Below are 12743 nucleotides of genomic sequence, written 5' to 3'. Positions count from 1 at the left end.
GCTGTACTTGAGTACGGCAAGGCGACGTTGACGTGGTTTGAAGAGATTTTCGAAGAGTATTAATACTAGGAAAAGGACAGTTAGAATCTTCTGTGTTATACTAGAGATATGTTAGATTTGAAAGAATACGGTATCGTCATGTGGTCGGAGGAGAAGATCATTTCTTTCCGTGAGAAACTTCTCACTTGGTATGATGAAAACAAAAGAGATTTACCCTGGCGTAGAAGTAAAAATCCTTATCATATCTGGGTCTCTGAAATTATGCTCCAGCAGACTAGGGTGGATACGGTTATTCCTTATTACGAACGATTCTTGGACTGGTTTCCAACAGTGGAAAGTTTGGCAACTGCCCCTGAAGAGCGTTTGTTGAAGGCTTGGGAAGGATTGGGTTATTATTCTCGAGTACGAAATATGCAGGCTGCAGCCCAGCAAATTATGACTGACTTTGGTGGTCAATTTCCAAATACCTACGAAGGAATTTCCAGCTTGAAAGGTATTGGACCTTACACAGCAGGAGCCATTTCCAGTATTGCTTTTAACTTGCCTGAGCCAGCTGTAGATGGTAATGTCATGCGAGTTTTGGCCCGTCTATTTGAAGTCAACCACGATATTGGGATTCCAAGTAATCGTAAAATTTTTCAGGCAATGATGGAAATCTTGATTGACCCAGAAAGGCCAGGTGACTTTAATCAAGCCTTGATGGACTTGGGATCTGATATTGAGGCGCCTGTAAATCCCAGACCAGAAGAAAGCCCAGTTAAGGACTTTAGTGCGGCATATCAGAATGGCACAATGGACCGTTATCCAATCAAGGCTCCCAAGAAAAAACCAGTTCCTATTTATCTTAAAGCCTTAGTGGTGAAAAATTCTCAAGGACAATTTTTACTTGAAAAAAATGAAAGTGAAAAGCTCTTGGCAGGTTTTTGGCATTTCCCCTTGATAGAAGTAGATAACTTTTCGCAAGAAGTGCAGTTTGATCTCTTTCACCAGGTTGCAGAAGAAAATGTGAACTTTGGTCCCAGTCCAGAAGAGAGTTTCCAGCAGGACTATGACTTAGATGTTGATTGGCTTGATGTTTATTTTGAGACAGTCAATCATGTCTTTAGTCATCGCAAGTGGCATGTTCAAATTCTAGCCGGTCAGGTGACTGATTTTCATAACTTTTCCGATAGGGAAGTTCGCTGGCTTTCACCAGAAGAGTTTAAGGATGTTCCACTTGCCAAACCCCAACAAAAAATCTGGCAGGCTTATGCACAAGCCAACTTAGACAGTAGCAAAGACTAGCTATTGTGTCTTCTTTTTATTTTTTTGGTATAATAGTAGAGAAAAAGGTGAACAAATGAAAAAAATATTAATTGTAGATGATGAAAAACCAATCTCGGATATTATCAAGTTTAATATGACCAAGGAAGGTTACGAGGTTGTAACTGCTTTTAATGGTCGTGAAGCACTAGAACAATTTGAAGCAGAGCAACCAGATATTATTATTCTGGATTTGATGCTTCCAGAAATTGATGGTTTAGAAGTTGCTAAGACCATTCGCAAGACAAGTAGTGTGCCTATTATCATGCTTTCTGCTAAAGACAGTGAATTTGATAAGGTTATCGGTTTAGAGCTTGGAGCGGATGACTATGTAACCAAACCCTTCTCAAATCGTGAGTTGCAGGCGCGTGTTAAAGCTCTTCTTCGTCGCACGGACTTGGTTTCTGTAGATAATCAAGAGTCAGATGAAAAGAAAACCCAACCTTTGCAAATTGGGGACTTGGAGATTGTACCAGATGCTTATGTAGCTAAAAAATACGGTGAAGAACTAGACTTAACCCACCGTGAATTTGAGCTTTTGTATCACTTGGCTTCTCATATTGGTCAAGTGATTACCCGTGAACACTTGCTTGAAACGGTCTGGGGTTATGATTATTTCGGAGATGTTCGGACTGTTGACGTAACTATCAGACGTTTGCGTGAGAAGATTGAAGATACACCTAGTCGTCCAGAGTATATCCTAACACGTCGTGGTGTTGGTTATTATATGAGAAATAATGATTGAATTGATTAGAAAAAATATTCTTACTAGTGATTTTATCTTCATTTTAATTTTATTGGGTTTTATCTTGATTGTTACCTTGCTTTTGCTAGAAAATCGGCGAGATAATATTCGGTTGAAGCAAATTAATCAAAAAGTTAAAGACTTGATTGCAGGAGATTATTCTCAGGTATTGGATATGCAGGGAAGCTCTGAAATCACTAATATTACCAACAATCTCAATGATTTATCAGAAGTAATACGCTTGACCCAAGAAAATCTGGAACAAGAGAGTAAACGATTGCACAGTATCCTCTCTTACATGACGGACGGAGTCCTTGCGACCAATCGTCGTGGCAAGATTACCATGATTAATGACATGGCTAAGAAACAGCTAGGTGTTCAGAAGGAAGAGGTTCTCAATAAAAGTATTCTAGAATTGCTTAAGATTGAAGATGAGTATGAACTTCGTGATTTGATTACCCAAGTTCCTGAGCTTATGATTGATTCTCAGGATGACAATGGTGAATATCTGAGCCTTCGTGTACGTTTTGCCTTGGTTCGTCGTGAGTCTGGCTTTATTTCTGGTTTGGTTGCTGTTTTACACGATACGACGGAGCAGGAGAAGGAGGAGCGCGAACGGAGACTCTTTGTTTCCAACGTTAGTCATGAGTTGAGGACGCCTCTGACTAGTGTAAAATCCTATCTTGAAGCTTTGGATGAGGGGGCCTTGTCAGAACCTGTCGCACCAGATTTTATCAAGGTGTCTCTAGACGAAACCAACCGTATGATGCGAATGGTGACAGACCTTCTTCATCTTTCACGGATTGATAATGCAACCAGTAACCTGGATGTGGAATTGATTAATTTCACTGCCTTTATAACCTTTATCCTCAACCGTTTTGATCAGATAAGAGGGCAGGATGAAGAGAAGAAATATGAACTGGTGAGAGATTATCCAATTACCTCAGTCTGGATTGAAATTGATACAGACAAGATGACACAGGTGATTGATAACATTCTCAACAATGCCATCAAATATTCTCCAGACGGTGGGAAAATCACAGTGACCATGAAGACAACTGATGATCAGATGATTTTATCCATTTCAGACCAAGGATTGGGGATACCAAAGCAAGATTTACCACGTATCTTTGACCGTTTTTATCGTGTGGATCGTGCTAGAAGTCGTGCCCAAGGTGGTACTGGTTTAGGACTAGCTATCGCTAAAGAGATTATCAAACAACATAAGGGCTTTATTTGGGCCAAGAGTGAATATGGTAAGGGATCAACCTTTACCATTGTGCTCCCTTATGATAAGGATGCAGTGAAAGAAGAAATCTGGGAGGACGAAGTAGAAGAATAGAATGAGTGAAATAGGCTTTAAATACAGTATTTTAGCGTCGGGTTCCAGTGGAAATTCCTTTTATCTGGAAACCCCAAAAAAGAAACTTTTAGTGGATGCAGGCTTGTCTGGTAAGAAAATCACTAGCTTACTTGCTGAAATCAATCGCAAGCCAGAAGACTTGGATGCTATCTTGATTACGCATGAGCATTCAGACCATATTCATGGAGTAGGTGTTTTGGCTCGCAAGTATGGTATGGATCTTTATGCCAATGAAAAAACCTGGCAGGCTATGGAAAATAGCAAGTATCTTGGCAAGGTAGATTCTTCACAAAAGCATATCTTTGAAATGGGCAAAACCAAAACCTTTGGAGATATCGACATCGAGAGTTTTGGTGTGAGCCATGATGCAGTCGCACCGCAGTTCTATCGCTTTATGAAGGATGATAAGAGTTTTGTCCTTTTGACAGATACAGGTTATGTTAGTGACCGTCTGGCAGGGATTGTCGAAAATGCAGATGGTTATCTTATTGAGTCCAACCATGATGTAGAGATTTTACGAGCAGGTTCTTACGCTTGGCGACTCAAACAACGAATCCTATCGGATCTGGGTCACCTTTCTAACGAGGACGGTGCTGAAGCTATGATTCGTACCTTGGGAAACCGCACTAAGAAAATCTACCTTGGGCATTTATCTAAGGAGAACAATATCAAGGAACTGGCACATATGACCATGGTCAATCAGCTGGCGCAAGCTGATCTGGGAGTCGGAGTAGACTTTAAAGTTTATGATACCTCACCAGATACTGCAACACCGTTAACAGAGATATAAAAAAGAAGGCGAGTGCCTTCTTTTTTATATCTTTTACAATCCTGCGAAATCTTTGATTTCTTGTGCTGACATTGAAGAGTCGCAACGGACATTGATTTGTCCATCTGCAATATGAACGAAGCCTGGTACAGTTGGGATACCATAGCGTGAGCGGAATACTTGCAACTCATTGAGTTGGCTTGGTTCTTCACTGTTGATGAAGTAGATGTGAGCTTTAGTTTCAGCTACGACACCTGCCAATGTGCCAGCAAATTTACGGCAGTAAGGGCAAGTTTTACGACCAATAAAGAAGGTTGCAGTTTCTTTTTTATCAAGAGCTTCTTGCGCACGCGCAACTGTAGTGACTTCAAGTTCTTTGATATTATCTAAAAATTGTTCCATGAGATTACCTCGCTTTCATTGATAAGTCTAGTATGCCATAAATTTTCTAAAATTGCTTAGATTTGATACGAAAAAAGATGAGATTGGCTGGTCTCATCTTTTATAGGGCTTTATTTTACAAAAGCATTGATTTCTGCTTCGATGTTAGCAATCTTAGCTTGTGATTTTTCGTTTGTTTCACCTACAACTGCAATGTAGAATTTGATTTTTGGTTCTGTACCTGAAGGGCGAACAGCAATCCATGATCCATCAGCAAGTGTGTATTTCAACACATCACTTGGAGGAGTTGTCAAGTTTGTAACAGTACCGTCAGCAGCAGTAGCAGTTTGAGCTTTAAAGTCTTCTACGACAGTGATAGCTGTTGCGTTCCATTCTTTTGGAGCATTATTGCGGAATTTAGCCATAATCGCTTTGATTTGTTCTGCACCATCGACACCTGAAAGAGTAACAGAGATTGTTTTTTCTGCATAGTAGCCATACTCTTTGTAGATTTCTTCGATACCGTCAGCAAGCGTCAAACCACGTGAACGGTAGTAGGCAGCAAGTTCAGCAACGACAAGAACGGCTTGGATAGCGTCTTTATCACGTACGAATGGTTTGATCAAGTAACCGAAGCTTTCTTCAAATCCCATCATGTAAGTGTGATTGTGTTTTTCTTCGAATTCTTGGATTTTTTCAGCGATAAATTTGAAACCTGTCAAAACGTTGAACATGGTTGCGCCGTAGCTTTCAGCAATCTTCGTTACCAAGTCAGTTGATACGATAGATTTGCAGAGGGCTGCATTTTCAGGAAGAGTTCCAGCGTTTTTGTGGGCTTCCAAGATGTATTTAGCCATGATAGCACCGATTTGGTTACCTGAAAGGTTGAGGTAGCTACCATCTTTTTGAAGAACTTCAACACCAACACGGTCAGCATCAGGGTCAGTTGCCACAAGAACATCTGCACCAACTTGACGACCAAGTTCTTCAGCAAGGGCAAAGGCTGCTTGGCTTTCTGGGTTTGGAGATTTTACAGTTGAGAAGTCTGGGTCAGCAGTTGCTTGAGCTTCAACGACTTGAACAGAATCAAATCCTGCTTGGGCAAGAGCACGACGAGCCAACATTTCCCCAGTACCATGAAGTGGTGTGTAGACAATCTTCATGTCTTTACCGAATTCTTCAATCAAGGCTGGGTTGATGTTAACGTCCTTAACTTCTTTAAGGTATTCCACATCGACAGCTTCGCCGATAACTTCAATCAAGCCAGAAGCTTTTTCAGCTTCCACATCAGCAACTTCTACCGCAAATGGATTTTCGATTGCACGGATATAAGTAGTCAAAGCGTCCGCGTCGTGTGGAGGCATTTGTCCACCGTCTTCACCGTAAACCTTGTAACCATTAAATGGAGCAGGGTTGTGGCTGGCTGTGACCATGATACCTGCGAAACAGTTGAGATGACGAACTGCAAATGATAGTTCTGGAGTTGGACGGAGGCTTTCAAATACGTAAGATTTGATGCCGTGTTTAGCAAGAACTGCCGCAGATTCAAAGGCAAACTCAGGTGAAAAGTGACGGCTATCGTAGGCAATTGCCACACCACGTTCTTTTTTATTTCCACCTTTTGACTCGATCAAACGAGCCAATCCTTCAGTAGCTTGGCGAACAACGTAGATGTTGATGCGGTTGGTACCAGCACCAATCAAGCCACGCATACCTGCAGTACCAAATTCAAGATTTGTATAGAAGGCATCTTCCTTTGTTTTTTCATCCATATTTTCCAAATCTTGACGAAGGTAGTCAGGAAGCTCCGCAAAATCAACCCATTTCTGGTAATTTTCTTGGTAAGACATTAAAATTCTCCTTTTTGTAAATTGTTTTAACCGTTCACATTATAGCACTTTTTAGCATTTTAGTAAAACGGCAGCATAATTTTCATAAAAGTGGTGTTATATGCTGGTTTATCAAGTCTTGAATGCCTTAGGGAAACATGCTATACTGTTTGTATGATTATTTTACAAGCTAATAAAATTGAACGTTCTTTTGCAGGAGAGGTTCTTTTTGATAATATCAACCTGCAGGTTGATGAACGAGACAGGATTGCCCTTGTTGGGAAAAATGGAGCAGGTAAGTCTACTCTTTTGAAGATTTTGGTTGGAGAAGAGGAGCCAACTAGTGGAGAAATCAATAAGAAAAAAGATATTTCTCTGTCTTACCTAGCCCAAGATAGCCGTTTTGAGTCTGAAAATACCATCTACGACGAGATGCTTCATGTCTTTGATGACTTGCGTCGAACGGAGAAACAACTTCGTCAGATGGAGTTGGAGATGGGTGAAAAGTCTGGTGAGGATTTGGATAAGCTGATGTCAGATTACGACCGCTTATCTGAGAATTTTCGTCAGGCAGGTGGCTTTACCTATGAAGCTGATATTCGAGCGATTTTGAATGGATTCAAGTTTGACGAATCTATGTGGCAGATGAAAATTGCAGATCTTTCTGGTGGTCAAAATACTCGCTTGGCTCTAGCCAAAATGCTCCTTGAAAAACCTAATCTCTTGGTCTTGGACGAGCCAACCAACCACTTGGATATTGAAACTATTGCTTGGCTAGAGAATTACTTGGTAAATTATAGCGGTGCCCTCATTATCGTCAGCCACGACCGTTATTTCTTGGATAAGGTTGCGACAATTACGCTAGATTTGACCAAGCATTCCTTGGATCGTTATGTTGGCAATTACTCTCGTTTTGTCGAGTTGAAGGAGCAAAAACTAGCAACTGAGGCAAAAAACTATGAAAAGCAACAGAAGGAAATTGCAGCTCTGGAAGACTTTGTCAATCGCAATCTAGTCCGAGCTTCAACGACCAAACGTGCCCAATCTCGCCGAAAACAACTGGAAAAAATGGAACGTTTGGACAAGCCTGAAGCTGGTAAGAAATCTGCCAACATGACCTTCCAGTCTGAGAAAATGTCGGGCAATGTTGTTTTGACTGTTGAAAATGCAGCTATTGGCTATGATGGGGAAGTATTGTCAGAGCCTATTAACCTAGACCTTCGTAAGATGAATGCTATTGCCATCGTTGGTCCCAATGGTATTGGCAAGTCAACCTTTATCAAATCAATCGTGGATCAGATTCCTTTTATCAAGGGTGAAAAGCGCTTTGGGGCTAATGTTGAGGTTGGTTACTATGACCAAAGCCAAAGCAAGCTGACACCAAGTAATACTGTATTGGATGAACTCTGGAATGATTTTAAACTGACACCAGAAGTTGAAATCCGCAACCGTCTAGGTGCCTTCCTTTTCTCAGGAGATGATGTTAAAAAATCAGTCGGTATGCTGTCAGGTGGCGAAAAAGCTCGTTTGCTTTTAGCTAAATTGTCTATGGAAAACAATAACTTCTTGATTCTGGATGAGCCAACCAACCACTTGGATATTGATAGCAAGGAAGTGCTAGAAAATGCCTTGATTGACTTTGATGGAACCTTGCTTTTTGTCAGCCACGACCGTTACTTTATCAATCGTGTAGCAACTCATGTTTTGGAATTGTCTGAGAATGGCTCGACTCTCTACCTTGGAGACTACGACTACTATGTTGATAAAAAGGCTGAAATGGAAGTCAGTCAGATAGAGGAAACTTCAACCAGCAATCAAGCAAAAGAAGCAAGCCCAGTTAATGACTATCAAGCTCAGAAAGAAAGTCAAAAAGAAGTTCGTAAGCTCATGCGACAAATTGAAAGTTTAGAAGCTGAAATCGAAGAGCTAGAAAGTCAAAGCCAAGCCATTTCTGAACAAATGTTGGAAACAAACGATGCCGATAAACTGATGGAATTGCAGGCTGAGTTGGACAAAATCAGCAATCGTCAGGAAGAAGCCATGCTTGAGTGGGAAGAATTGTCAGAGCAGGTGTAAAGATGGAACATCTTGGAAAAGTATTTCGTGAATTTCGGACAAGTGGAAATTATTCTTTAAAGGAGGCGGCAGGGGAGTCCTGTTCAACTTCCCAGTTATCTCGCTTTGAGCTTGGGGAGTCTGACCTAGCAGTCTCCCGTTTCTTTGAGATTTTGGATAACATTCATGTAACAATCGAAAATTTCATGGATAAGGCTAGGAATTTTCACAATCATGAACATGTTGCCATGATGGGACAAATTATTCCGCTTTACTACTCAAATGATATTGCAGGTTTTCAAAAGCTTCAAGAAGAACAACTTGAAAAGGCTAAGAGTTCGACAAATCCACTCTATTTTGAGCTGAACTGGATTTTGCTACAAGGTCTGATTTGTCAAAGAGATTCGACTTATGAGATGAAGCAGGATGATTTGGATAAGGTAGCAGATTATCTCTTTAAAACAGAAGAATGGACCATGTATGAGTTGATTCTTTTCGGTAACCTCTATAGTTTCTACGATGTGGACTATGTCACTCGGATTGGTAGAGAAGTTATGGAGAGGGAGGAATTTTACCAAGAGATTGGTCGCCATAAGAGATTAGTGTTGATTTTGGCTCTCAATTGTTACCAGCATTGTTTAGAGCATCTTTCTTTTGATAATGCTAGCTATTTTGAGACTTATACAGAGAAGATTATTGGCAAAAACATTAGTCTTTATGAACGAAATATTTTACATTACCTAAAAGGCTTTGCCTTGTACCAAAAGGGACAGTGTAAAGAAGGCTGTAGCCAGATGCAAGAGGCCATGTATATTTTTGACGTGCTAGGTCTTCCAGAGCAAGTAGCCTATTATCAGGAACACTACGAAAAATTTGTCAAAGATTAATTTTCCCAAATAAGGGAAAAATAAAAAGCTCCTTTCAGTTTTGATACAATAGTTTCAAAATTTGAGAGGAGTTTTTATATGAATCGCTATGCAGTACAGTTGATTAGCCGTGGAGCTGTTAACAAGATAGGTAATATGCTCTATGATTATGGGAATAGTGTCTGGTTGGCTTCCGTGGGGACTATCGGACAGACAGTTTTAGGAATGTATCAGATTTCTGAACTCGTCACATCTATTCTCGTAAATCCCTTTGGTGGAGTTATTTCAGACCGATTTTCTCGTCGTAGGATTTTAATGACGACAGACCTTGTTTGTGGGATTCTTTGTCTGGCTATTTCTTTCATAAGGAATGACAGCTGGATGATTGGAGCTTTGATTGTTGCTAATATTGTGCAAGCTATTGCTTTTGCCTTTTCTAGACCTGCAAATAAGGCCATTATCACAGAATTGGTAGAGAAGGATGAACTGGTCCTCTATAATTCTCGTTTGGAGTTGGTCTTGCAGGTTGTCAGTGTGAGTTCTCCTGTACTTTCTTTTCTGGTTTTACAATTTGCAAGTCTCCATCTGACGCTCTTACTAGATGCTTTGACTTTTTTTATAGCATTTGTTCTAGTGGCCTTACTTCCAAAAGAAGAACCAATGGTTCAAGATAAGAAACCTTTTACTGGGAAAGATATTTTTGCGGATATCAAAGATGGCTTGCACTATATCTGGCATCAAAAAGAGATTTTCTTTCTTCTGTTAGTGGCTTCCAGCGTTAATTTCTTTTTTGCGGCTTTTGAGTTTTTGCTTCCTTTTTCAAATAAACTATATGGAGTAGAAGGAGCTTATGCGACTATCTTAACCATGGGTGCGATTGGCTCAATTATAGGAGCACTGATAGCAAATAAATTTAAATCAAGTATGAATACACTTTTGTTCTTATTGATTTTAACAGGAGTAGGAGTTTTCATGATGGGTTTGCCACTGCCCAATATTTTAGCCTTTTCTGGAAACCTGATTTGTGAATTGTTTATGACGATTTTTAATATTCACTTTTTTACTCGAGTACAAACCAAGGTTGAGAGCGAATTTCTTGGGAGAGTACTGAGTACAATTTTTACCTTAGCTATTCTATTTATGCCTATTGCAAAAGGATTTATGACAGTCTTGCCAAGTGTACATCTCTCTTCTTTCCTGATAATTGGAAGTGGTGTTATCATCTTGTCTTGTATATCGTTTATTTATGTTCGAACTCATTTTGAAAAATTGATATAAGGCTGCTTGAGTTTTAAAAATAATTCCAATCTAAGTGTTTTTTCTGCCCTTCTCCATTGTGAGGAGGGCTTAGTTTATGGTAAAATAGTTTTATGAATAAAAGAATGAATGAGTTAGTCTCCTTGCTCAATCGCTATGCGGCTGAGTATTATACCAGCGATAATCCGTCGGTTTCAGACAGTGAGTATGATCGACTTTACCGAGAGTTGGTTGAGTTAGAAACTGCCTATCCAGATCAAGTGTTAGCAGATAGTCCTACCCATCGTGTTGGTGGCAAGATTTTAGATGGTTTTGAAAAATACAGTCATCAGTATCCTCTTTATAGTTTGCAGGATGCTTTTTCACGTGAGGAGCTTGAAGCTTTTGACGCGCGTGTTCGTAAGGAAGTGGCTCATCCAACCTATATTTGTGAGCTGAAAATCGATGGCTTATCTATCTCGCTGACGTATGAAAAGGGGATTTTGGTTGCTGGGGCAACACGTGGAGATGGTTCTATTGGTGAAAATATAACAGAAAATCTCAAACGTGTTAAGGACATTCCTTTGACCTTGCCAGAAGAACTAGATATCACGGTTCGTGGGGAATGTTATATGCCACGCGCTTCTTTTGACCAGGTTAACCAAGCTCGCCAAGAAAATGGAGAGCCTGAATTTGCTAATCCTCGTAATGCAGCGGCAGGAACACTGCGTCAGCTGGATACAGCAGTAGTTGCCAAGCGTAATCTTGCCACTTTCCTCTATCAAGAAGCCAGCCCTTCAACTCGTGATAGTCAAGAAAAGGTTTTGAAGCACCTAGAACAACTAGGTTTTGTGGTCAATCCTAAGCGAATCTTGGCTGAAAACATAGATGAAATCTGGGATTTTATTCAAGAAGTAGGACAGGAACGGGAAAATCTGCCTTATGATATTGATGGAGTTGTAATCAAGATCAATGACCTAGCAAGCCAAGAAGAACTCGGCTTTACTGTTAAGGCTCCAAAGTGGGCAGTGGCTTACAAGTTCCCAGCTGAAGAAAAAGAAGCACAACTCTTATCAGTTGATTGGACAGTTGGCCGTACGGGTGTTGTGACTCCAACTGCAAATCTGACTCCTGTTCAGCTTGCTGGGACAACTGTTAGCCGTGCGACTCTACACAATGTGGATTATATTGCTGAAAAAGATATCCGCAAAGACGATACGGTTATCGTCTATAAGGCTGGAGATATCATCCCTGCTGTTTTACGTGTGGTAGAGTCAAAACGGGTTTCTGAAGAAAAACTGGATATCCCTACAAACTGTCCAAGTTGTGACTCTGATTTGTTGCACTTTGAAGAGGAAGTGGCCCTTCGTTGTATCAATCCGCGTTGCCCTGCTCAAATCATGGAAGGTTTGATTCACTTTGCTTCTCGTGATGCTATGAATATTACAGGCCTTGGTCCATCTATTGTTGAGAAGCTCTTTGCTGCTAATTTAGTCAAGGATGTGGCGGATATTTATCGTTTGAAAGAAGAAGATTTCCTCCTTTTAGAGGGGGTTAAGGAAAAGTCTGCTTCTAAACTGTATCAAGCTATCCAAGCATCAAAGGAAAATTCTGCCGAGAAGCTCTTATTTGGTTTGGGAATTCGCCATGTCGGAAGCAAGGCCAGTCAGCTCTTACTTCAACATTTTCATTCAATCGAAAATCTGGCGCAGGCAGATCCAGAGGAAGTGGCTAGTATTGAAAGTCTGGGTGGTGTGATTGCCAAGAGTCTTCAGACATATTTTGCGACAGAAGGCTCTGAAATTCTCCTCAGAGAATTGAGAGAAGCTGGGGTCAATCTGGACTATAAAGGTCAGACAGTAGTTGCGGATGCAGCCTTGTCAGGTTTGACAGTGGTATTGACTGGAAAATTAGAACGTCTCAAACGCTCAGAAGCTAAAAGTAAACTCGAAAGCTTGGGAGCTAAAGTAACAGGTAGTGTTTCTAAAAAGACCGACCTCGTCGTTGCAGGTGTAGATGCTGGAAGTAAACTGCAAAAAGCAAAAGAACTTGGTATCGAAGTTCGAGATGAAGAATGGCTAGAAAGCTTGTAATAATCGTTTAAAATCAGAGTTTAGATAATATGACTATGTTTTTTAATCGGTACTAAATCGGTCAAGAATTTATTAGTGAAAATAGAAACAAATTTAGAAGTAAA

10 protein-coding genes are annotated in these 12743 nt (G+C 40.4%); 8 read left to right on the top strand and 2 right to left on the bottom strand.

The features are described 5' to 3' along the window. Positions 1–108 precede the first annotated feature (108 nt). From mutY to ADH52_RS07175, 4 genes are read left to right on the top strand one after another with little or no spacing between them, the layout of a single operon-like run. Entirely contained in the window at positions 109–1284 is a 1176-nt protein-coding gene (gene mutY, locus ADH52_RS07190; RefSeq protein WP_049510743.1) for an A/G-specific adenine glycosylase, read from the top strand. 55 nt (positions 1285–1339) lie between these two features. Continuing rightward, entirely contained in the window at positions 1340–2047 is a 708-nt protein-coding gene (gene yycF, locus ADH52_RS07185; protein WP_000722072.1) for a response regulator YycF, read from the top strand. Further along, positions 2040–3389 (top strand): cell wall metabolism sensor histidine kinase VicK, encoded by a 1350-nt coding sequence (gene vicK / locus ADH52_RS07180; protein ID WP_049510742.1) that lies wholly within the window; start codon positions 2040–2042, stop codon positions 3387–3389. Before yycF ends, vicK begins: the two co-directional genes overlap by 8 nt. 1 nt (position 3390) lies before the next feature. Next, positions 3391–4200 (top strand): MBL fold metallo-hydrolase, encoded by an 810-nt coding sequence (locus ADH52_RS07175; protein WP_049510741.1) that lies wholly within the window; start codon positions 3391–3393, stop codon positions 4198–4200. Positions 4201–4233: 33 nt separating this feature from the next. Here the strand turns inward: ADH52_RS07175 and ADH52_RS07170 are convergent, their stop codons facing one another. Both ADH52_RS07170 and ADH52_RS07165 read right to left on the bottom strand, forming a co-directional pair. Continuing rightward, the gene (locus ADH52_RS07170) at positions 4234–4581 is read right to left on the bottom strand and encodes a thiol reductase thioredoxin (RefSeq protein ID WP_049510740.1); all 348 of its coding nucleotides are present in this window, start codon (positions 4579–4581) and stop codon (positions 4234–4236) included. A gap of 110 nt (positions 4582–4691) precedes the next feature. Then, the gene (locus ADH52_RS07165) at positions 4692–6410 is read right to left on the bottom strand and encodes a phospho-sugar mutase (RefSeq protein WP_049510739.1); all 1719 of its coding nucleotides are present in this window, start codon (positions 6408–6410) and stop codon (positions 4692–4694) included. A gap of 153 nt (positions 6411–6563) precedes the next feature. Between ADH52_RS07165 and ADH52_RS07160 the strand changes: the two genes are divergently transcribed. The 4 genes from ADH52_RS07160 (at position 6564) to ligA (ending at position 12639) form a co-directional block, all read left to right on the top strand. After that, a complete protein-coding gene (locus ADH52_RS07160; protein WP_049510738.1) occupies positions 6564–8465 on the top strand; it encodes an ABC-F family ATP-binding cassette domain-containing protein in 1902 nt (633 codons plus the stop codon). Positions 8466–8467: 2 nt separating this feature from the next. Further along, positions 8468–9331, top strand: a complete 864-nt coding sequence (locus ADH52_RS07155) for an XRE/MutR family transcriptional regulator (RefSeq protein ID WP_049487217.1) — start codon at positions 8468–8470, stop codon at positions 9329–9331. A gap of 78 nt (positions 9332–9409) precedes the next feature. Then, on the top strand, positions 9410–10588 hold the full coding sequence (locus ADH52_RS07150) for an MFS transporter (protein ID WP_049487216.1): 1179 nt from the start codon (positions 9410–9412) through the stop codon (positions 10586–10588). Between the two features lie 92 nt (positions 10589–10680). Then, complete coding sequence (gene ligA, locus ADH52_RS07145) at positions 10681–12639, top strand: NAD-dependent DNA ligase LigA (protein WP_049510737.1); 1959 nt, start codon at positions 10681–10683, stop codon at positions 12637–12639. Positions 12640–12743: the final 104 nt, after the last annotated feature.

Source organism: Streptococcus pseudopneumoniae (assembly GCF_001072665.1).
GTDB classification, from domain to species: domain Bacteria; phylum Bacillota; class Bacilli; order Lactobacillales; family Streptococcaceae; genus Streptococcus; species Streptococcus pseudopneumoniae_S.
The sequence above is the reverse complement of the archived record's forward strand: the minus strand, read 5'-3'. Positions and strand labels throughout refer to the sequence as shown.